This is a genomic window from Lactococcus sp., from assembly GCF_036648155.1.
Lineage (GTDB): Bacteria > Bacillota > Bacilli > Lactobacillales > Streptococcaceae > Lactococcus > Lactococcus cremoris.
The window spans coordinates 60027-78456 of the sequence record NZ_JAVXIY010000001.1; the positions used below are offsets into that span (position 1 = coordinate 60027).

24 protein-coding genes and 1 pseudogene are annotated in these 18430 nt (G+C 33.2%); 13 read left to right on the plus strand and 12 right to left on the minus strand.

Going from position 1 to position 18430, the window contains the following annotated elements; genetic code table 11:
- Window positions 1-117: 117 nt before the first annotated feature.
- Entirely contained in the window at window positions 118-372 is a 255-nt protein-coding gene (locus tag RSC39_RS00295; RefSeq protein ID WP_011834189.1) for a YiaA/YiaB family inner membrane protein, read from the plus strand.
- A 118-nt stretch (window positions 373-490) separates the two neighbouring features.
- Here RSC39_RS00295 and RSC39_RS00300 read toward each other — a convergent pair whose 3' ends face one another.
- From RSC39_RS00300 to RSC39_RS00320, 5 genes are all read right to left on the minus strand, one after another.
- A complete protein-coding gene (locus RSC39_RS00300) occupies window positions 491-1315 on the minus strand; it encodes an SDR family NAD(P)-dependent oxidoreductase (protein ID WP_063281564.1) in 825 nt (274 codons plus the stop codon).
- Between the two features lie 161 nt (window positions 1316-1476).
- Entirely contained in the window at window positions 1477-2058 is a 582-nt protein-coding gene (locus RSC39_RS00305; protein ID WP_011675132.1) for a TetR/AcrR family transcriptional regulator, read from the minus strand.
- Window positions 2059-2350: 292 nt separating this feature from the next.
- Complete coding sequence (locus RSC39_RS00310) at window positions 2351-2728, minus strand: hypothetical protein (RefSeq protein WP_231105817.1); 378 nt, start codon at window positions 2726-2728, stop codon at window positions 2351-2353.
- A 256-nt stretch (window positions 2729-2984) separates the two neighbouring features.
- Window positions 2985-4265, minus strand: a complete 1281-nt coding sequence (locus RSC39_RS00315) for an O-acetylhomoserine aminocarboxypropyltransferase/cysteine synthase family protein (RefSeq protein ID WP_332534263.1) — start codon at window positions 4263-4265, stop codon at window positions 2985-2987.
- Between the two features lie 252 nt (window positions 4266-4517).
- The gene (locus RSC39_RS00320; RefSeq protein WP_011675135.1) at window positions 4518-5351 is read right to left on the minus strand and encodes an SDR family NAD(P)-dependent oxidoreductase; all 834 of its coding nucleotides are present in this window, start codon (window positions 5349-5351) and stop codon (window positions 4518-4520) included.
- Between the two features lie 403 nt (window positions 5352-5754).
- On the opposite strand from RSC39_RS00320, the gene RSC39_RS00325 reads away from it, so the two are divergent.
- The 5 genes from RSC39_RS00325 (at window position 5755) to RSC39_RS00345 (ending at window position 9041) form a co-directional block, all read left to right on the plus strand.
- Window positions 5755-6222, plus strand: coding sequence for a universal stress protein (locus tag RSC39_RS00325; protein WP_063281563.1), 468 nt, complete (start codon window positions 5755-5757; stop codon window positions 6220-6222).
- 127 nt (window positions 6223-6349) lie between these two features.
- Window positions 6350-6547, plus strand: coding sequence for a hypothetical protein (locus RSC39_RS00330; protein ID WP_332534266.1), 198 nt, complete (start codon window positions 6350-6352; stop codon window positions 6545-6547).
- Window positions 6548-6582: 35 nt separating this feature from the next.
- The gene (locus RSC39_RS00335; RefSeq protein WP_332534268.1) at window positions 6583-7203 is read left to right on the plus strand and encodes an alpha/beta hydrolase; all 621 of its coding nucleotides are present in this window, start codon (window positions 6583-6585) and stop codon (window positions 7201-7203) included.
- Window positions 7204-7270: 67 nt separating this feature from the next.
- Window positions 7271-8440, plus strand: coding sequence for a ring-cleaving dioxygenase (locus RSC39_RS00340; protein WP_332534270.1), 1170 nt, complete (start codon window positions 7271-7273; stop codon window positions 8438-8440).
- Window positions 8441-8450: 10 nt separating this feature from the next.
- Entirely contained in the window at window positions 8451-9041 is a 591-nt protein-coding gene (locus RSC39_RS00345; RefSeq protein ID WP_011675141.1) for a flavin reductase family protein, read from the plus strand.
- 205 nt (window positions 9042-9246) lie between these two features.
- Here the strand turns inward: RSC39_RS00345 and RSC39_RS00350 are convergent, their stop codons facing one another.
- Window positions 9247-9912, minus strand: a complete 666-nt coding sequence (locus RSC39_RS00350; RefSeq protein WP_332534660.1) for a site-specific integrase — start codon at window positions 9910-9912, stop codon at window positions 9247-9249.
- Window positions 9913-10020: 108 nt separating this feature from the next.
- Here RSC39_RS00350 and RSC39_RS00355 point away from each other — a divergent pair, with 108 nt between their 5' ends.
- Window positions 10021-10083 carry a hypothetical protein gene (locus RSC39_RS00355; protein ID WP_223804547.1) on the plus strand — a complete coding sequence of 21 codons (63 nt, stop codon included), beginning with the start codon at window positions 10021-10023 and terminating at the stop codon, window positions 10081-10083.
- A gap of 33 nt (window positions 10084-10116) precedes the next feature.
- Here RSC39_RS00355 and RSC39_RS00360 read toward each other — a convergent pair.
- The 5 genes and pseudogenes from RSC39_RS00360 to RSC39_RS00380 form a co-directional block, all read right to left on the minus strand.
- Window positions 10117-10515: pseudogene (locus RSC39_RS00360) on the minus strand (site-specific integrase); the annotation flags it as partial.
- A gap of 96 nt (window positions 10516-10611) precedes the next feature.
- Entirely contained in the window at window positions 10612-10884 is a 273-nt protein-coding gene (locus RSC39_RS00365) for a MerR family transcriptional regulator (RefSeq protein WP_332534273.1), read from the minus strand.
- Window positions 10885-10950: 66 nt separating this feature from the next.
- Window positions 10951-12321, minus strand: coding sequence for a Rep family protein (locus RSC39_RS00370; protein ID WP_332534275.1), 1371 nt, complete (start codon window positions 12319-12321; stop codon window positions 10951-10953).
- A gap of 349 nt (window positions 12322-12670) precedes the next feature.
- Window positions 12671-13063, minus strand: coding sequence for a hypothetical protein (locus tag RSC39_RS00375; protein WP_332534277.1), 393 nt, complete (start codon window positions 13061-13063; stop codon window positions 12671-12673).
- Window positions 13060-13521, minus strand: coding sequence for a hypothetical protein (locus tag RSC39_RS00380; RefSeq protein ID WP_332534279.1), 462 nt, complete (start codon window positions 13519-13521; stop codon window positions 13060-13062). The genes RSC39_RS00375 and RSC39_RS00380 overlap by 4 nt, the downstream gene beginning before the upstream one ends.
- A 252-nt stretch (window positions 13522-13773) precedes the next feature.
- On the opposite strand from RSC39_RS00380, the gene RSC39_RS00385 reads away from it, so the two are divergent.
- Complete coding sequence (locus RSC39_RS00385) at window positions 13774-14565, plus strand: helix-turn-helix transcriptional regulator (protein WP_332534281.1); 792 nt, start codon at window positions 13774-13776, stop codon at window positions 14563-14565.
- A gap of 567 nt (window positions 14566-15132) precedes the next feature.
- Window positions 15133-15837 carry a type II CAAX endopeptidase family protein gene (locus RSC39_RS00390; protein WP_098403545.1) on the plus strand — a complete coding sequence of 235 codons (705 nt, stop codon included), beginning with the start codon at window positions 15133-15135 and terminating at the stop codon, window positions 15835-15837.
- A gap of 340 nt (window positions 15838-16177) precedes the next feature.
- Here RSC39_RS00390 and RSC39_RS00395 read toward each other — a convergent pair whose 3' ends face one another.
- Window positions 16178-16507, minus strand: a complete 330-nt coding sequence (locus tag RSC39_RS00395; protein WP_332534286.1) for a transporter — start codon at window positions 16505-16507, stop codon at window positions 16178-16180.
- A gap of 55 nt (window positions 16508-16562) precedes the next feature.
- On the opposite strand from RSC39_RS00395, the gene RSC39_RS00400 reads away from it, so the two are divergent.
- The 4 genes from RSC39_RS00400 (at window position 16563) to RSC39_RS00415 (ending at window position 18260) form a co-directional block, all read left to right on the plus strand.
- Entirely contained in the window at window positions 16563-16814 is a 252-nt protein-coding gene (locus RSC39_RS00400) for a hypothetical protein (RefSeq protein ID WP_332534288.1), read from the plus strand.
- A 5-nt stretch (window positions 16815-16819) separates the two neighbouring features.
- A complete protein-coding gene (locus RSC39_RS00405; protein ID WP_332534290.1) occupies window positions 16820-17038 on the plus strand; it encodes a lactococcin family bacteriocin in 219 nt (72 codons plus the stop codon).
- A 73-nt stretch (window positions 17039-17111) separates the two neighbouring features.
- Window positions 17112-17291 carry a hypothetical protein gene (locus RSC39_RS00410; protein WP_332534292.1) on the plus strand — a complete coding sequence of 60 codons (180 nt, stop codon included), beginning with the start codon at window positions 17112-17114 and terminating at the stop codon, window positions 17289-17291.
- 312 nt (window positions 17292-17603) lie between these two features.
- Window positions 17604-18260: a type II CAAX endopeptidase family protein gene (locus RSC39_RS00415; RefSeq protein ID WP_332534294.1), complete on the plus strand. Its 657-nt coding sequence runs from the start codon at window positions 17604-17606 to the stop codon at window positions 18258-18260.
- Window positions 18261-18430 lie beyond the last annotated feature (170 nt).

Here is an 18430-nt window from a genome sequence, read left to right on the forward strand (position 1 = left end):
AAAGAAAATGATAATGTCAGTTGTTTTAAGATATAAAACGAATTGACATTTTTGTAAAAAATTAGTAAAATTAATGTGTTTAAATAAAAAACACTTAAGACCTAAGGAAGAAATTTTATGAAAAAGAAAGTTTATCGTAATACTGCTGCTTTTAAATTATTGGCTTGGGGATCATTTGCCCTTTTTGTTATTTTGATTCTTATTGGTTTGTACACCCTAAAAGAGCCACTCATGGTTAAAGGCTATTATTTAATGGGAACTGTTGGAGTTATCTCATCAGCATTCACAATTGCAAAAGTAACTAGAGATGACCAAGAAGATGATGAACGTTATAATGAAATGTTTCGAGCAGTTAAACAAGAACAAGAATAGAATAAAAGCCCTTTAAAGGGCTTTTTAAATTTCTGCTTATTTTTTTTAATCTTATATCTCGGGAAATTAATAGATTAACTTTTTATTGAATGACTACAAAGTCATACAGTTGATAGGCTTAGGCTTTCTTTTTAGCGACACGATTAAGCATAAAAGTAGCCAGTCTACGGAATAATCTTGGATGAGCTCGCGCAATATGAACGACTGCTCGATCACCAAATGAGTTGAAATAACGACGTTTTGGATTTTGGTCAGTTGCCGCTTTATAAAAAAGTTCAGCAAGGTCAAGAGAAGTCGCCCCCACGGAAGCATTACCAGAAAGTGCGCCTTGTATCTTTTCAACTAATGGTTGATAAAAACTATCTTTTTTCAAGTTTTTCAGCGCATTTCCTATGGCAATCTCGCCCCAGCTGGACGCAGTTCCGCCAGGTTGGATAATGATTGATTGTGCACCAAAGTCCTTGATTTCAACATCCAGTGCATCGCTCCATTGTTGAAGAGCAGCTTTTGTTGCATGATAATAACTTCCCAAAGGCATATACAAATCGCCACCAATAGAAGAAATATTAATAATTCGCCCAGATTTTTGAGCACGCATCGTAGGCAGAACAAGCTGAGTTAGCTCCACAGCGCCAAAGAAATTCGTTTCAAATTGCTTACGGACATTTTCCATTGGAATTTCTTCGGCTGGACCAAACTCACCATAGCCAGCATTATTGATAAGTACGTCGATTTGTTGTGTTTGTTTCAGGATTTCAGCGATAAAAGCATGATTAGAAGCAGAATCTGTGACGTCAAGTTTTAGCCCGACAATATTTTGATCGGTCGGAATCTTTTCGACACGTCGAGCACCAGCGAATACTTTCCAACCTTTACTTGCAAAGACTTTGGCTGCTTCATAGCCCATTCCATTGGAGGCTCCTGTGATGATAACTGTTTTCATAATATTTTTCCTTTTTTAGTTAAATGAACGTTCATTTATTTTTATTTAATGATTATAACTGAACAAGCATTCACTTGTCAAGTATAAAGTTTTTTAAAAAAAATAATATAATTTTTTACGATAAAAATAGACTTCAAACTATAAAAAAACCTCTAAAACTTTTAGAGGTTTTTCTTTATGGCATCAACAGAAAGTTCAATCATTTGTTGGATTTCAGCATCGTCAGGTTGGGTACCCATCTGTGCATGGTAAAGTAAGTTATTCATAATTCCGCCTGCAGTCCAACTGATTAGAAGATGTTGGGAGAGAGGTTTAATTTTACCAGAGTCAAGAAGACGATCATAAAGTGCGACGATGACCTCGGCCCGTTTATTTGAATAAGCAATACCATGAGGAGCTATTTCACTTGGATTTTCAAGGGCTGCCCGCATAAAGATAGCATGTTTGGGATAAGTTGTCCACTTGTCAATAAGATGTCTAAGTAATTTTTTGAACTGTTCAAGTGGGTCAGAAACAGAGAGGATAATTTCCTCTTGCCCTTCATCCAGAATATCTTTAACTCCAATCAAAATTTGACTTAACATATCAGCTTTATCTTTATAATAGACGTAGATAGTTGCTGGACTAACACCGGCTATTTTAGCAACCTTAGCAATTGAAAGTCCGACCAATCCTACTTCCTTGGTCAGTTGAAAAACAGCTTGTGTGATTGCCTCTTTTTTATTTTCATCAATTTTTCTCATACTTATATTTTAAGTAAATGAACATTCATTTGTCAAGTCGCTTAGATTTTAGTTTCAGTAAAGTCAAATTTTAGCAATATTTAAGAGAAACTTACTATACTATATTTATTCCAATAAAATTTTTCATAAAAGTTTACTCCTAAACAAAAAATGAGCGGCTGGTTAACGCTCATTTTTTTATTTTATTTCAACTTTTTTGTAGACTTGAAAGATTCATAAGATAAACAAAGAGTAGGATTGAAAAGCAACTTCCTAAAAGACTTGTCAAAAAGAATCCTAAACCTAGCGTACGTCAAAGTCCTATAAAAGTTTCTGGCGATAGGGCCAATTTTAAGGAAACACCAACAAATATTCTTCCTAGAACGACTTCTAAAAACAAGTCATAAATATAAAGAAGCATAAAGCTAAAAGAGAGAAAGGGAGTAATTTTCCATTTTCGTAAACAAGACAAGATTATCCAAAGAAGTAATAAAATTAGGAGGGTACTCGTCACTGGTTTTTGCACCCAAAGATAGAAAAAATAATTTTCGCGACTTTTTGCTAAATCAAAATTAGTACCGAATTTTATTTGATTGATTGTAGCAGGTAAAAACATTGCTCCAATCCAAAAAAGGAAGACCAGACAAATCTGCCAAAGGTTAATTATGTTTTTTTGTATATTATCAGTCATCATCAACCTCTAATTCTTATTATAGGTAAACATTTGTTTTAATTATATGATGACTAGAACAAATGATATAAACATCAAGAAGCACCGAATTCTAATATTAGTCTGTAAAATATCGAATATACAAAATCAAGTTTCAGTTTAGCCCAATTTTAGTAAAACTTAAGTGAGTTTCACTATAATATACTTATTCCAATAAAATTTTTCATAAAAGTTTACTCCTAAACAAAAAATGAGCGGCTGGTTACCGCTCGTTTTTTTATATTTTTTCCAATGCTTGTTCTAAATCAGCTATCAAATCAGTCACATCTTCAATGCCGACTGACAAACGAATTGTTCCTTTAGAAATTCCTGCACTAGCAAGTTCTTCATCATTGAGTTGTTGGTGAGTGGTTGAAGCAGGATGAATAGCTAGTGATTTTGTATCTCCAACATTGGCCAAAAGAGAGAAAATTTCGAGATGGTCAATCAAGTCTCTCGCTTTTTTCTCGTCTTTATCCTTGAGTTCAAAGGTAAAGATAGAGCCAGCATCTTTCGGATAATATTTTTGATAAAGCGCATGGTAAGCATTAGATTCAAGTAGAGGATGATTGACAAGTTCAACTTTCGGGTGTTTGTCTAAGAAATCTACAATCTTTTTAGTATTGGCAATATGACGTTCAACACGAAGTGAAAGTGTTTCGAGTCCTTGCAAGAAAAGCCAAGAATGAAAAGGTGAAAGGGCTGCCCCCGTATCTCTTAGTAAAATAGCTCGGATTCTTGTTACAAAAGCAATTTCATCCAATTCGGCAAATTTAATGCCATTGTAGCTTTCATCGGCTTGTGTAAAATCAGGAAATTTCCCATTGGTCCAATCAAAGTTTCCACCATCAACAATCACCCCGCCAATAGAAGTTCCGTGACCACCAATAAATTTTGTTGCAGAGTGAACAATTACATTAGCGCCGTGTTCAAAAGGTTTAAAGGTTACAGGAGTAGTAAATGTGGCATCAACAATGACAGGAATGCCATGTTTTTTAGCGATTGCACCAACAGCATCATAATCAATGACGTTATTTCCAGGGTTACCTAGCGTTTCATAATAAATAGCTTTGGTCTTTTCATCAATTGCCTCTTCAAAATTCTTCGGGTCATCTGGATTAACAAATTTAGTTGTAATTCCGTATTTTGGTAATGTACCAGAAAAGAGATGGTAAGTTCCACCATAGAGTGTACTTGCAGAAACGATATTGTCTCCGACAGTGGCGACATTTAAGATAGCATAAGTGATGGCTGCTGAGCCAGAACCAACACCAAGGGCTGCACTCCCACCTTCAAGAGCTGCGATGCGTGCTTCAAAAACATCATTAGTTGGATTACCCAAACGTGAGTATATGGCCCCTGGGTCTTGTAGAGCAAATCGTGCCTCAGCATGATCTGAATTGTTAAAGACAAAAGAAGTGGTTTGGTAAAGTGGAACAGCGCGTGCTCCTGTCACTGGATCAGGCTCTTGTCCCGCATGAACTTGCAATGTATCAAATTTATAATTATGATCAGTCATATTTTTTTCTCCTATTTGAAAAGTTTAAGATTAGAATTTAAAATACTTATTGATCACATTCGTTGATTATTTGTCAGCAATTCTTGTACCATAGCTTTCTCCTTTGTGCTATAAAACTTATTATCATTATAAGAGATTCAGAAAATTCTGGTTATAGAATTTTTAAATAGTACTGATAGAACTTTTAAAAGTAGAAAAAAGCTTGAAAATTAAAGAGATAATAAAAAAACAGCTCCAAGAGCTGTTTTTTTATTAATGATTATGTTTTTCAAAATAGCGCATAGTTATAAGTAGGGCTTTTCGGAAAATTTTGGGGTGTCTACGAGCCACATTCACCATGAATTTATCACCAAAGGCGTGAAGATATCGAAGACTCGGCTTGAGCTCCGTTGCTGCTTTATAAAAAACTTCGGCTAAGTCAGAAGCCTTGGCACTATTTTTCATAAAACGGTCAAGTCCAGAAGCAACAGAATTCACAAGAGGTTGATAAGCCGAATTTTCACTCATGTTCTTTTTGGAATTTTCTAGTGCGATATTTCCCCAGCTTGATTGAGTTCCTCCCGGTTGTACACAAACGGAACGAATACCAAATTGAGCAACTTCGAGGTCCAAAACATCTGACCATTGTTGAAGGGCTGCTTTTGTAGCATGATAGTAGGCACCAAGTGGCATATAGACATCGCCACCAATAGATGAAATATTAACAATGCGTCCATAATTTTGGGCTCTCATCGTTGGTAAGATGAGTTGAGTTAATTCAACAGCTCCAAAAAAGTTAGTTTCAAACTGCTTACGAATCTTATCCATTGGGATTTCTTCGGCTGGCCCATATTCTCCATAACCAGCATTATTGATGAGCACATCAATATGGCCTGCTTCATCTAAAATTTGTTTAACAAAGGCTTTATTGGAGTCAGAGTCTGTAACGTCAAGTTTAATCGCTCTAATTTTTTCACCATCTTGGGGAATTTTGTCAACTCTACGCGCCCCTGCATAAACTTTCCAACCACGTTTGGCAAAAAGTTTAGTAGCTTCAAAGCCCATTCCGTTTGAAGCACCAGTAATTGCAACAGTTTTTTGTGTCATCTCTTTACTATCCTTTCAATTCTTCCTTTGTTTGTTTCTCTAATTTTAAAAATAATTATACCACTTTAGTAAATCAAAGGCTAAAAAAACTTCCGCGGAGTAAACGGAAGTTTTAGGAGTATTTATGAAAAAAGTTTATTTAGGAGTATGGAAACTATTATACGTTATAATGCTGAAATGAAACTTAAATGAAAAAGAAAATGTTTGTGTATTTTTAGAATTGCTTTTTTAGGAGATGTTTTTTAAATCTTAGACCATAAAACAATTGATATTATTACATTTTATAGCAAAAAGCTACTCTATTATATCTATTTCAAATGGAGCTTATAAAATAAATTATACGTCGTTTAATTGGACTTAAGCTCTAAAATAACGTAGAATTATATTGAGGAGGACGCTTACAATGAGTAAAAATTATAAAAAAATTCTAATCGCTATTGATGGTTCTGAACAGGCAGAAGCAGCATTAAAAGAAGCAATCACTCTTTGTAAAAGAGATAATGCTCAATTATTTGTTTTACATGCAACGGATAAAAATAGTATCTATGCAGCTGGTAACCCAGTCCCTGTGGTTCCGGCCCCTGCTATTCCAGTAGTTCCTGCGGTTCCTATTCTTGAAGAAAGTGCAGACAATGAAGCTAAGGAAGTTTTAGAGAAAGCTTCAGCAATTATCAACAATGAAGTGAAATTTGAAGAAATTCGTGTCGATGGTTCTGCTAAAAATGAAATTGTAGACTTTGCCAAAGAACATGAAATTGATATGATTGTAATGGGCTCATCTGGTAAAGGTGCCCTTGATCGAATGTTACTTGGTTCTACTGCAGTTTATGTAGTTAAACATGCCCCTTGTAGCGTTACAATCATCAAATAATATAGATAATTTTGGAGAATCGACAGAAGCTGTCGATTTTTTTTGTAGTTTAAAAATAAAACTCTTGACATAGGAAAACTTTTCGTTTACAATTGTAAACATAAAGAAGAGAAAGTTGGATTGAACAATGAAAGTTACTTTTAAAACCATTGATGGACGTACATTGACCAAAGAATTTCTTACAGTCGATGAGTTCGTGATGCTACAAAATCGTGAAATTCCAGCCATAGATGATTCAGCAAAAGTCCTTGAAGTTGTAATCTCTGGACAAGCTGAAGAATTTAGCGGAAATGTTGCGGATTTATATTTCAAGTTGAGTAAATAAAATCTAATCCAATAGAGAGAAGTGGAGGAGGAAAAATGACAAATTATGTTTTTAAAGCTGGTCGCAAGGACTTGGCTCCTCTTATGTTACTACACAGTACGGGTGGGGACGAACATCAATTGTTAGAAATTGCTGAAATGATTGCTCCACATCATCCAATTTTATCAATTCGAGGGCGAGTAAATGAGCAAGGAAGTAATCGATATTTTAAACTTCGCGGTTTAGGTGGTTTTACTAAAGAAAACTTTGACCTTGATTCTCTTGATGAGGAAACGAATTGGTTAACGAGTGAAGTACAGTCTTTAGCTCAAAAGCATGATCTTGATGTACAGAAAATGATTGCTTTAGGTTATTCTAATGGAGCAAATGTTGCCTTAAATATGTTTCTCAAAGGAAAATTTAATTTTGATAAAATTATTGCTTTTCACGGCATGCAACTTGAAGAATTTGAAGAAGCTATTCAGCTAGATAAGAAACAGGTTTTTCTGACTTATGCCGCAAATGACAGAATTGTTCCTCGAGAAAATTTTGGTGATTTAAAGGGAGATTTGGAAGATTCAGGCTGTCAAATTGAAATCTTTGAAAGCTCACTCGGTCATCAGTTGACGCAAGAAGAAGTTGTGGCCGCAAAAAAATGGCTGGCGGAAGCTGACTGACTCATCAAAATAATTTTACTGACTAAAGGTTGTCAGTAAATAAATAGTAAATATAGGAGAAAAAACGATGACTGAATCAACAAAAATAGTAGCACAAATCCCTGAAGCTCTCACTCTTGGTGGAGTTCACCACGTTACAGCAATTACTTCAAGTGCTCAAAAAATTTATGATTTTTTTACAAATATCTTGGGACTTCGGCTAGCAAAATTAACCGTGAATCAAGACGATTATGAAACCTATCACCTCTTTTTCACAGAAGAAGACGGACATGGCGCCGATATGACATTTTTTGATTTCAAGGATATTCCTAAAGGAAACCATGGGGTTAATAATATCGAACGCGCTTCATTCCGAGTACCCACAGATGCTTCATTGGATTATTGGAGCACTCGCTTTGATAATGCCCATGTTAAACATGGCGAAATTTCAAGTAAGTTTGGTCAAAATACCTTAGAGTTTGAAGATTTTGATGGTCAACTTTATCAATTAATTTCTGACCAAAATAATAACGGGGATGCTTCTAAAGGGCATTCTTGGCAACTTTCAAATGTTCCGCAAGAACATGGGATTACTGGACTGGGCCCAGTTTTTGTGAAAGTGGAAAACGCCAAAAATCTTCGTTCAATTTTGGAAACAGTTTTTGGATTCCGTTACGCTGGTCAAGAAGGGGATTTACACCTTTTTGAAGTAGCCAATGGTGGGAATGGGGCAGCTTTGATTCTTCAAGAAGCTGGTGAAAAAGAATCTTATGCCTATCAAGGTTATGGTACAATTCACCATTTAGCATTGGGAACAACAAACCCTGAAACATTGAATTATTGGATTGAACGCATTAAAGCCTTCCGTTTGCCTCATTCAGGTTTGGTTGACCGATTCTATTTCTCAAGTGAATATGTTAGAGTTGCGCCAGGTGTACTCTTTGAGATTGCGACATATACACCGGGAATTGGAGCACTTGATATGGCAAAATCTGGTTCAGGGGCTGTTGATTCTTATGAAGAAGCATTGATTACTTCTGGTTTCTGGATTGACCAAAGTAAAGAAGAATCAGGTTTGTCTTTGAGTTTGCCTCCTCATTTATTCCCAGGAGATGAAGCAACCAAGGCAAGAACTGCAGCTAGTTTACGTCCTTTGGATACCTCAGATGCTCACCGTGATCGTACGAAAGATGAATTGTGGACGGTTGAAAAAGTATTGGAACATAAAGCGGGAACTCCAGTTGAAACGCTGAAATAAAGGAGAACTGATGAAATCATATCAAGCAGATGAGCTCGATGAAAAAACAGTCTATAAACTCTTATCGGGCAGTATTGTTCCTCGTCCGATTGCTTGGGTGACAAGTCAAAATTCCGATGGTTTAGTCAACGTAGCCCCCTTTAGCTTTTTCAACGTCGCTTCGGCTAATCCGCCACTTTTGTCAATTTCATTCACGGGAAATAAGGATAGTCTCAACAATCTTTTGACAACAAAAGAAGCAGTTGTTCATCTTGTAAATGAAGACAATGTAGAATTAATGAATCAAACAGCGGCACCACTAGCCAAGCATATTAGTGAAGCAGAAGAATTTTCATTGGAGCTTGTGCCTTCTCAGAAAGTTCAAGTTCCAAGTTTAAAGGAATCAAAGGTTCGCTTAGAAACTAAATTATATCATCATTTACCTTTGGGTGAGAATGGACATTTAGTTCTTCTTGAAGTGGTAAATTTCTCCTTTGCTGACGAGCTATTGGACGAGGAAAACTTTCATGTCAATCTAACTAAACTCAAACCAGTTGGCCGCTTAGCAGGTGATGATTATAGCACTTTAGGTAATCGATTTAGTCTTTTACGACCTAGATAAATAAAAAAACTTACTGATGGTTGGTCAGTAAGTTTTTTGTTTGATTTAAAAATAAAAAAATAACCCGAAGGTCATTTTTAATTATTTAACTTCTTTAAAGATGAAGTATATTTAATTTCAGCCGTTCTAGATAGTGATTTTACAAGGGTTTGAGAGATTTGTTTTTTATAAATTAGAGAGAGGTAGAGAAAAAGGTAGAGAGTCTTTATAGAAGTTTCAAAGATGAAATTTTATCAAGATAAATATTGACAGCTTCAACTTTCTTTTTTGGAGCAAGTTCTGCATAGATATCCATTGTAGTTGAGATAGATTTATGCCCCATTCTGACCTGTAATTCTTTCCAGTTTGCACCAGCATTAAGTAAAATTGATGCATGGGTGTGACGGAAAAGATGAAAACCGTAATTTGGGAGGTTGATACTTTCTAACCGTTTTTTCAGCGTAGCTCTTTCGTTTCTGTCGCACATATAGTTACCATAAATAGTTGGGAAAATTAAAGATGATTGAGGTAGCCTATGTTTTATAAAGTAGCTGCTCATTTCCTTATGAAAGGCCTTAAGTTGAAGTAAGCTGTTTAAAGGAACAGATACACGTCGGAAACCAGAGTCAGTTTTGGTGCTCAACTTACATATAATGCCCCCTTTAATGTGAAGTTTTTTATTTCCGTTTTTCCATACAAGGGTCTTATTTACGGTTATCTCAGAGCTTTCAAGATCTAGGTCAGAGATAGTTAGAGCTAATAGTTCATTTATTCTTAAGCCAGAGCAGAGTAAAGTATCGCAAATAATTTTAAAGCGCCGATTACCTCTAGTATCGGGTAATGATTCCAAAAAATTAAGCCACTTTGTTAAATCTTCATCATGTAGCACCATAACACGTTTACTATTTGATTTTGGTTTTGGAGGGATTTTTATTGACTGTACTGGATTTGTTTTTAACCCAAAATGAGTTGTTCCAAAATCAAAAATATCACTTAATTTGTGAATAATAGCACCAAAATCTTTTGTTTTTCCTTTGACAGAACGCTTTTTTCCTGTTTCTAAAGCCCCTTGAGCATTTATAGCTAATTGATTAGCCCAAGCTTGAATCTCAGAAGATGAAATTTTATCAGGCTTGTATTTTCCGAATTGAGGGATAATATAAGTGTCTAAATATCCTCTTACTCGATTTAAGGTGTTTTCAGAACTAACCCAGTTTTTAAAACTATTAAACCAAAGTTCAGATAACTCTTCAAAATTTTTGACTTGAATCTTTTCTTTTTTTGTTGAGTCATTTTTTTCGAAGTTTAATTTGGCTTGTATCAGATTTCTATCAAGGGCTTTAAGGGTTCGAGCCGTAATTGTAGTCGTAACTTGTTTTCCTGTCTTGCTATCTAAGCCAAGATAAGCTCCTTTTAAAGAGTAGGAAATCTCACCGTTAGTTTTAGTTTTCTTGATTACTTTTTTGTTGTTATGAGTAATTTTTTCTATTTTCATTATTGCCTGCTTTCGATTTTGGGTAATTACGAAATTGGCTAAAAAAAGGCTTTCTCTCTTCTTTGAGATAAGCCAATTTTACCATATTTTTGTAGGTTAGTGCGCTAAGAATTTTAATACATCATCTAGAAGGTAAAAAACCGAACGTGTGCCCTCGATAGGAGGCTCTAACCGTTTTAAACCGATATTTTCCCATGCTCTAAGCGTGTTAGGAGAAATGTTTAGCTGTTTAAGTAGTTCTTTTTGAGTGAGTAATTCTGATGATACTCTTTTATTATTCTTTTCTTCAATAAGTGTAATGAGTAAGTTTAGGAGTCTTTCGATATTTTGAATTGAGAGATCAGTGTTTGGAATCTCAGTTTGTATCATGAGTTTTTCGCCTTTCTGTAAATTTTATGTTACATTGGTTTTGAAATTTTTTTCAAGTCGTTTTGTCTAGTCGGCTTTTTCTGTCATCTTAGATTTTAAGAAATCAAAATCTTTTTCTGTTTTTGGATATATCCGAGGGAGGAGGTGTTGAGCTAAAAGTTTTTCTGTAAATTCTTCTTGATTGTCTGTTGAAAAGATTGCTTCTAAGTCAAAGTTAATTTCTTCTTTTTCATAAGCGCTAATGTTTCTTACTTTTGGAGAAAATAAACGTTTGGTTTGTGAGAGCTGATAGTAAACACCGCCTTCATAACCTTTTCCTTGTTGTTTCTCTGATAGAATCGTGCAAAAGTTAATTCGTCTGATATATTGGTCTAAAGCTTCGTCTTTAAAAATATTAAAGAATTGTTCTGGAAGCTGTGTATTAGTAATCAATATTAGTCGTGGGACAACTTGCTTATTAGTGAATCGAGCGGACATTCGAGAAGTGTTAATCGGGTCTAAGAGTTTCAACCAGTCCGCTTTGCGTAGCGAATCGGGGCGGATATCGTCTAATAGGATAATATCTTCTCCATAATAGTCATCAAAAGGATTAGAAGAAGAAGCGGAGTAGATACGACTTTTAAACTTATTTTCTTCCGCATACTCTCGGACTTTTTGAGCGATTGTTCGTGCAAGATAAGATTTTCCGAGGGAGCTTTTTCCTTGAAAGTACATGACAGTCAATTTATATTTTCCTGTGGTTAAATCTTTTAAATTTTTAAATGCTAACCGTTCAGCGTAAGAATCAAACGCTTGTTTGAATTGTAGCTTGTGATTACTGTAAAGGAGAAATAAATCATCATCTGCTAAAATATCTTCAAAGAATAGTTCACCTTTTAAAATTTGCTGATTGATTAAATCTAAGCTTTCATCGGTTTTCTTTCTTTTGATTGTTGCACTTTGTTTTTCAAATTTCTTTGCATTGTTTAAAATAAAATTTGAATAATCAAATGTTCCAAAGGTTTCGACTTCATGAGTGGGGTATTGATATTTATCTGGTTGTTGTGCATGAGTAAGATAAGCAAGTTGATTTTCTTCAAAATATCTATTTTTATCTTTAGGAAATTCAATATATTGTACCTTAATGCCCAATGCTTTAGCAATCCTCGTAAGGGTTCTCTTGTCGGAATATTTTCCATAGAGATGAACATGAGGAAAAATGAATTCATTCAAATCATTTTTATCTAAATAGTGAACGATGAGCGAAATACATTCTAATTTCACTTTTTCAGATTCTAATGTTTTAAGTCTTCGATAAATTTTTTCAAAGATGAGTGCTTTATTAGCCTGCCAATCGTCAAAGAGTTCGAGCTGTTCATCTTCCCAGTCCCAATATTCTGCTTTTAATTGTTGTTCAAAAACAAATTGTTTAATTCTTTTTTCTTCGATAAAATACACCTCATTTCTAAAAATTGTCGATGTGACCGTCTAGAATCGTCTATGTGATTTCACATAGACAGTTTCATAGACAGTAAAAAAGTGAGAGCTTATCTATGATTTTGAAATTGATAAAGTGCTGTTAAGTGTTGGTGTGTTTGGGGTTACACCATTTTGTTGACAAGCCCTAAAATGGTGCGCACGTAGAAACTGTCTATTTGCGCCTATTATTCTATCTGCTAGGGCATGACTTCCACAGGCTGTTTTGTTCATTCGCCAGCGTTCCCCATGTGTTCTGCCCTACTCGTCTTCTGCTTCGCAGACGTCAGGCATCCCACATGGCTTGTCGCATTCACACATCCTGTGGGAGTCATTCGCCTTTGGATAGAGTGATTTTATCAGTTACGAGTTTAACCCCTCGCCAAGCACTCATTCCCATATCCCAAAGTAAACGAACTTGCGGATTTGTACATTCTATGATGGCTTCTTTTTCTTCGTCTTTGTAATCTTGAAGTTCATCTAGTCCACCATAAACTTCAATCGTGATAGGTTTCAATTGTGAAAGGTCAACACCAGCTTGTTCTAACACGAGGGCAGTTTCAGCGTCAAGTGCTTGTAAAATCGCTTTGTTTCCGTCTTTAGAAAATCGAGCTTTAGAGAAATTAACTTTAAATTTTTTCGGAATATCAAAGTTATTTTTATCAAGGTTTACTCCCCCAAGTTTTACAGTATTGTCGTTGAGTGTTAATTTATTATTGTTCATTTAAATAGTCCTTTTTTCTTTTTATTATTTTCTTGATAAACTTTAAACTCTTGCGTTAGAGTATCAAGTCCTGTTTTTAGTGATTGATTCTCTTTTTTGAGTGAATCAAACTTTTTGTTTGCTTGTAATCGGTATTTGATAAAAGCTTGTACTAATTGATTGTGTTTGCCTTGGATATGTTCTAAGGTCAAAAGTTGTGCATTTCCCCAGACTTCGAAAATTGTTTGTTCTAAACCTTTGGAATCAATTAATTGTGCCATTTTTTGGAAACATCTGACTTCTTCTGAATCGAAGTCAGGGACTTTTTGAGTCTGATTTCTTCCGATTTGAACTGTTTTTTCTTCAAATTCATATTTCGCCAAATGTTCAATTTGTTTTTTCCAACGTTTAAGAGTGGAAACAGATTTTCCCAAGTCATGAGCAAGGGTTTGAATATCCATATTGATATACTCTCTCATATTTAATTTTCAAAGGTCAATGTGTTATAATTGAGTTGTAAATTTTATTAAGTCGTCTTTTAGCCTGTCAGCGAAGACGATTTTTTGTTTTTGGTGGGTCATTCATTCATTTTTAACTCCTTATATGATATAATTTAGTTAAATAATCTAAAAAAGAACTTTTTTAGATTTTAAATCTAACTATAATTGTATTTTAGATTATTAATCTAAAAAAGTCAACTGTTAAATATAAATTTTAGAAAAGAATTAAATATGAACTTTTATGAGCGATTACAAGACCTAGCTAAAAAACAAGGGAAATCATTTAATGAAATTGAACAAGAACTTGGATTAGGTAAAAATACCCTCTATAGCTATAAAAAAAATCAGCCGACTGCTCAGCGTTTGAGGCAATTTTCGGAATATTTTAATGTTTCTATTGACTACCTCTTAGGAAGAGCAGGAGGTAATTATACTCAGTATTTTAATAGTGTTAAAGAAAACGTTCGAGCGAATCGATTAAAAAAAGGATTGACACAAAAGCAATTAGCCAAGCTTATTGGGACATCTGTACGAGATATACAAGAAATCGAAGAAGGGACAACGTATCTAACTGATGAAGCTTTGGTTGAATTATCGCTTGTTTTGGAAGTTCCAATTGAACAATTGATGGTTGATAATCCTGAGGTGTCAAAGACCGTACAGGCAGGTCTGATTTTAGAGAGAATAGATACAAATTTTAGATATGAAACAGCTGTTAATGATATTAATGTTATTGAACTACTCTATAAAAAAGTAAGATTTGAAAAAGAGAAAGATGAGTTATCTGATGAAGATATCGATTTCATTCTAGGGGGAAATGCAGAACTTGATAGAGATAGAAAAATAGAACTTATTTCTTTTGAGAATTCTCAATTGATTATAAATGAGATTGAAAGATTAGAAGAAAAAGTAAAAGAAAAATTGAACTTATATGATGAGCTTTTTGGATATTACCAAAGAGGAGAATCCCATAAACAAACTTTGAAAGAACTTTACGATCATAAAAACCCATTTAAATTTTAATAAAAAGTACTGAACACTTTAAAAATTCAGTACTTTTTATTTTTAATTGGGTTTTATAAGTGTCTTATTATATATCATAAGTTTAAATTTATATCTTAATATATCAAAGATATAATTTTTAATCTGAAAATTCACTTCTAAATGATAGGAAAGTATAATATACGAATAAAAACGACATTGAGTTTAAATTAATTAATGCGATTAGAAAGTTTGGAGAGAAATCTATTTTTGGCAATTGTTTGAAAATTGTTGCATATTTTTAATTTTAAGAGTATACTTATATCATTCAATATAAAGAAGATTTACATATGGAAAATCAAACAAATTTTGAAGTAGTTTCAGATGAAGAACTTGCTAAAATTAATTGAGGGGTAGCTTTGGAACTTACTCGTGAAGGTTACTATAATCAATATGGAGGCCCACTTCTTTATGAAAACCGTCCTTTGTTAGAATATTGATTCTTAAATGACAAGTCAGCAGTCTTGCAACCGTCGATTAATTGTTAGTGAATTAAGTATTGGACAGGAAATAGATTATCTATTTCTTGTTTTGTAGGTGAAGTATTATATGAAAACTATAAAAAAATATAAATTAAATCTTTTTTATTTATTGTTATTTGTTCTCCTACATACACTCTATAAGATTCCTGGATATTTGGTATTCGCATATTATTTAGACAATCCTTTGATATTGCCCTTTACAGATTTTCTATATACAAATTCTGCGTTAGCTTTTCCAATCTTATTAACTTTGGTGGCAGTCATTGTTATAATTATTTCATATTACTTAGGTTTTTTTAAGAATACGTTTGAAGGGTGGTCGACAATAAGAGTATTTAAACTACTAGTAATTCTATTTGTTTTATTGCTCCTTATCTATTTTACTAATGTGTTAATGATTAGGTTAGGTTTTTCATCTTCAAATCATGTTGGTAGATCACAAAACTATTTGATTACCATGCCAAAAGTTATGCAATATTATATTATTGGAATAGTAGCTCCTATTATTGAAGAAATTCTTTGGAGAGTATTTTTATTTAAAGCAGTAGGAAATAAAAATCTTGCCCTATTTATTTCATGGCCTTTATTTGCTTTTGCTCACACAGGCCTTTCTCTTGAAATAATTCCTTATTTGTTATTATCCTTCATCGTTACTTGGACATATTATCGCAATGAGAATGTATTAGAAAGTATCTTTATCCATGCTTCCTATAATCTTTTAAGCCCTTTATCTGCTCAATTTTTAAATTCTTTTTTTCATTTTATAGTATAGGAGAAGAGAAAATGACGATACAATAGAATTTCTATACATTGGATTTACTTTTTATATTCTTAATGAATTTAGAATATGTTGCTAGCCCTATCGACTAAAATATAAATCTATTTGGTAACGATTAATATTAGTAGGTATAACTTTACTTTATGAATCATTGTTATAAACTCAAAAAACAGATAGTAACATTTACTATCTGTTTTTCTAGAATAAGTATATCAAAATTACATAATGTATTTTAAGAACTTCTCATGATAAATGAAAACGAGAATTTTGATGAAATTTAAATATTTAGAACAATTTTGATGACCAGAAAATACAGTATTTAATATGATTCTATCTAAGAAAATCGTAATGCTTGAACTGAAAAACTTGCTCTAATAATGATGAAAATATACCCAATAATCAAGGTTTTAATAGTATTTCCATCTCCATGAACAATAAGAGGAACCAAAAATCCAATAAAACAAAGAATGGGTGTCGATGTTTTAGTGGCTATATTATGCCATGCTAGATAGAAAATTACTAATGAAAGAATTGCACCAACACTTAGAAGAAAAATTAGAAATGGTGGAGAGATTGCTGTTAAATTACCATTTATCCAGAAGACACCATGTTTTAATATTTCAGCTACTTTTCCTCTATAAGTTCCATCGGTATCATAACGCATCCAATTGATTTTAAAAAAGTATGATTAAAAATAATGTAGATGATGGTAAGTATTAATGAGAGAATGGAGTATAAAAATATGCCCCATCTCTCAACCTGAAATTTTAACTGGAATAATCAACCAAATAGATAGTGCTCCCACAGCTTTTAAAGAGGGAAATGCTTATAAAGTTTCTGCGACAACCACTATCAATGCAAAAGACCTCCCAAATATCCGATATGGTCTTCAAGGGAAAACAGTAACCATTATAGGAAAGAAAACTTATTTCAATTACTTTTTAGACAAAATTATGGGAAAGGGAAACTAAGTATTATGTATTTTTTGATGATTTTGAATTGTAAGAAAATTGTTGTATTTCTGATTGAATCAGAGTATAATGACGTTATTAAATATAAACGAGAATCACAAGTGGAAAATCAATTGAATTTTGAAGTTGTTTCAGATGAAGAATTAGCAGAAGTTTCTGGTGGTTATTTACTCCAGATATGCCTGGTTGGAGAGGACAATCAACTCCTTGGTGGTGGAGCTTGAAACAAACTAATTTTTCAGACGCATATAGTAGCTTTTATAATGCTACTCACTAGTCTAAAAGGAGGAAATTTCCATGGGTTTTGGGTTCAACTTTAAAGATGTTAATGACCGAAGAATTATGAAAGAACCTATAATTAAAGATGTTGAAGAAAATTTAAGAGAAAAGGATTTTCTTGATACAAAATTGAAAAAAAATAGGTCGCGATTTAGATTTTTGAAAAGGGGGAGAACGTTTTCCGATAAAAATAAGTAATTAATTGATTGATTGATGAAAAAATTGAGCTATGTTTATAAATGTGAGTTGACAGACCTAGATTTATTTTCTAGTGATGCTTGTTGAGAAAATTAATAACGAGAAATAAGCTTATTGATATTTTAAATAAGAAATTTGTATCTTTAGTAATGGACAACTTTTCAAAGTAGTTATAGTACAGGTGTAGTTCACATTTTTATGAGAACTCACTCAAGTTTTTGTAACACAATTTAAAAGAATCAATAAGGCAAATTTTACTAAGGGAGGACTTTTCTCCCTTAGTTTGCGTTTGGATAAAAATTAAGAGGAAAAATGATAAATATTTGGAATAAATCTAAAACAGTTATATTAGCACTATTTTTACTATTTCTTTCACAAGTACCTTTATATTACGTAGAATATGAAAATGAAAGGCAAAATCTATTTGGAGTTGCAAATAAAATTACAATGAATTTCATTTTAATTGGTTTGTTGATTATTTTAATTGCTATAATGCTAGGCATAAAAAATGGATTTTACAAAAACACTAAGAGAACGTTAGAGTGGAAGAATATTATATTAATCTTAATGCTGATAATACCTTCAGTTGCATTAGACATATTATTTAGCCAGTTTATACAGTTCCATCATTTGGGAAGAATGGATAACCAAATAGCAATAGATAGTGTAATGGGTTCATTATTGTGGTTTGGCAAAATTTTTGGAGTTGCATTACTTGCCCCAGTACTTGAAGAAAGTATTTTCAGGGCATCTATTTATAAAATATTTAGCAATGATAAAATTGCATTTGTTTTTTCAAGTTTATTATTTACGTTTGTACACAGTGGATATAGTTGGGTTTCTTTAGTCTATTTACCTATGAGTTTAGCAGTTACTTTTATTTATCACCGGAGAAGAATCCTAGCAGATTCTATTGTGTTTCATTCCATATTTAATTTGGTAATTACTTTTTTTAATTTTATAATGTAGTAAAAGTAGATTAAAAGAAATCTTTGGACTATTAGTGTAGAAGATTTGGCAGTTTCTCTCATCGGAAATAGCAACATTAGAAACTAGGTATATAGGCTGGATGAGATTTATGTATTTTTAAAATATACAAAAAGACCACTTCTATTCAAAGAGGTGGTCTTTAATTACCC

Excerpts from the sequence above, each read along its gene's own strand:
- RSC39_RS00380 (WP_332534279.1), bottom strand. The coding sequence starts at position 13,521 with ATGAGAGAGTATATCAATATGGATATTCAAACCCTTGCTCATGACTTG.
- RSC39_RS00365 (WP_332534273.1), bottom strand. The coding sequence starts at position 10,884 with ATGATACAAACTGAGATTCCAAACACTGATCTCTCAATTCAAAATATC.
- RSC39_RS00385 (WP_332534281.1), top strand. The coding sequence starts at position 13,774 with ATGAACTTTTATGAGCGATTACAAGACCTAGCTAAAAAACAAGGGAAA.
- RSC39_RS00345 (WP_011675141.1), top strand. The coding sequence starts at position 8,451 with ATGAAATCATATCAAGCAGATGAGCTCGATGAAAAAACAGTCTATAAA.
- RSC39_RS00300 (WP_063281564.1), bottom strand. The coding sequence starts at position 1,315 with ATGAAAACAGTTATCATCACAGGAGCCTCCAATGGAATGGGCTATGAA.
- RSC39_RS00310 (WP_231105817.1), bottom strand. The coding sequence starts at position 2,728 with ATGACTGATAATATACAAAAAAACATAATTAACCTTTGGCAGATTTGT.
- RSC39_RS00350 (WP_332534660.1), bottom strand. The coding sequence starts at position 9,912 with ATGGTGCTACATGATGAAGATTTAACAAAGTGGCTTAATTTTTTGGAA.
- RSC39_RS00330 (WP_332534266.1), top strand. The coding sequence starts at position 6,350 with ATGAAAGTTACTTTTAAAACCATTGATGGACGTACATTGACCAAAGAA.
- RSC39_RS00325 (WP_063281563.1), top strand. The coding sequence starts at position 5,755 with ATGAGTAAAAATTATAAAAAAATTCTAATCGCTATTGATGGTTCTGAA.
- RSC39_RS00295 (WP_011834189.1), top strand. The coding sequence starts at position 118 with ATGAAAAAGAAAGTTTATCGTAATACTGCTGCTTTTAAATTATTGGCT.
- RSC39_RS00305 (WP_011675132.1), bottom strand. The coding sequence starts at position 2,058 with ATGAGAAAAATTGATGAAAATAAAAAAGAGGCAATCACACAAGCTGTT.
- RSC39_RS00315 (WP_332534263.1), bottom strand. The coding sequence starts at position 4,265 with ATGACTGATCATAATTATAAATTTGATACATTGCAAGTTCATGCGGGA.
- RSC39_RS00405 (WP_332534290.1), top strand. The coding sequence starts at position 16,820 with ATGTATTTTTTGATGATTTTGAATTGTAAGAAAATTGTTGTATTTCTG.
- RSC39_RS00395 (WP_332534286.1), bottom strand. The coding sequence starts at position 16,507 with ATGCGTTATGATACCGATGGAACTTATAGAGGAAAAGTAGCTGAAATA.
- RSC39_RS00335 (WP_332534268.1), top strand. The coding sequence starts at position 6,583 with ATGACAAATTATGTTTTTAAAGCTGGTCGCAAGGACTTGGCTCCTCTT.
- RSC39_RS00410 (WP_332534292.1), top strand. The coding sequence starts at position 17,112 with ATGGGTTTTGGGTTCAACTTTAAAGATGTTAATGACCGAAGAATTATG.
- RSC39_RS00340 (WP_332534270.1), top strand. The coding sequence starts at position 7,271 with ATGACTGAATCAACAAAAATAGTAGCACAAATCCCTGAAGCTCTCACT.
- RSC39_RS00400 (WP_332534288.1), top strand. The coding sequence starts at position 16,563 with ATGAGAGAATGGAGTATAAAAATATGCCCCATCTCTCAACCTGAAATT.
- RSC39_RS00415 (WP_332534294.1), top strand. The coding sequence starts at position 17,604 with ATGATAAATATTTGGAATAAATCTAAAACAGTTATATTAGCACTATTT.
- RSC39_RS00320 (WP_011675135.1), bottom strand. The coding sequence starts at position 5,351 with ATGACACAAAAAACTGTTGCAATTACTGGTGCTTCAAACGGAATGGGC.
- RSC39_RS00375 (WP_332534277.1), bottom strand. The coding sequence starts at position 13,063 with ATGAACAATAATAAATTAACACTCAACGACAATACTGTAAAACTTGGG.
- RSC39_RS00390 (WP_098403545.1), top strand. The coding sequence starts at position 15,133 with ATGAAAACTATAAAAAAATATAAATTAAATCTTTTTTATTTATTGTTA.